The sequence below is a fragment of the Streptomyces sp. SP17BM10 genome (assembly GCF_036322405.1).
Classification (GTDB): domain Bacteria; phylum Actinomycetota; class Actinomycetes; order Streptomycetales; family Streptomycetaceae; genus Kitasatospora.
In genome coordinates this window covers 1-312 of the sequence record NZ_JAQYXB010000311.1, presented here as the reverse complement: position 1 = coordinate 312, position 312 = coordinate 1, and the positions used below count along the sequence as shown (strand labels likewise).

1 protein-coding gene is annotated in these 312 nt (G+C 25.6%); it reads left to right on the top strand.

The annotated features are described in order from the left end of the window. Positions 1-75 precede the first annotated feature (75 nt). Positions 76-306, top strand: a complete 231-nt coding sequence (locus tag PUR71_RS40935; protein ID WP_329924461.1) for a hypothetical protein — start codon at positions 76-78, stop codon at positions 304-306. Positions 307-312: the final 6 nt, after the last annotated feature.

The following is a 312-nucleotide window of genomic DNA, read 5'->3' as shown; positions in this document are numbered from 1 at the left end:
TTGTGTGGGTTTTGGGGGGTGGGGGTTGTGTTGGTCTGGTGGGTTGTGTGTTTGTGGGGGGGGGGGGGGTGGGGGGTGGTTTGTTTGTTTTTTTTTTTTTTTTTTTTTTGTTTTTGTTTTTTTTTTTTTTTGTTTTGCATTTTTGGTTTTGATTTTGTTTTTTTTGGTGGTTTTTTTTTTTTTTTTTTTTGGTTTTTTTTTTTTTTTTTGTTTTTGTTTTTTTTGTTTTTTTTTTTTTTTTTTTTTTTGGGTTGTTTGTTTTTTTTTTTTTTTTTTTTTTTTTTTTTTTTTTTTTTTTGTTTTTAGAGAAAT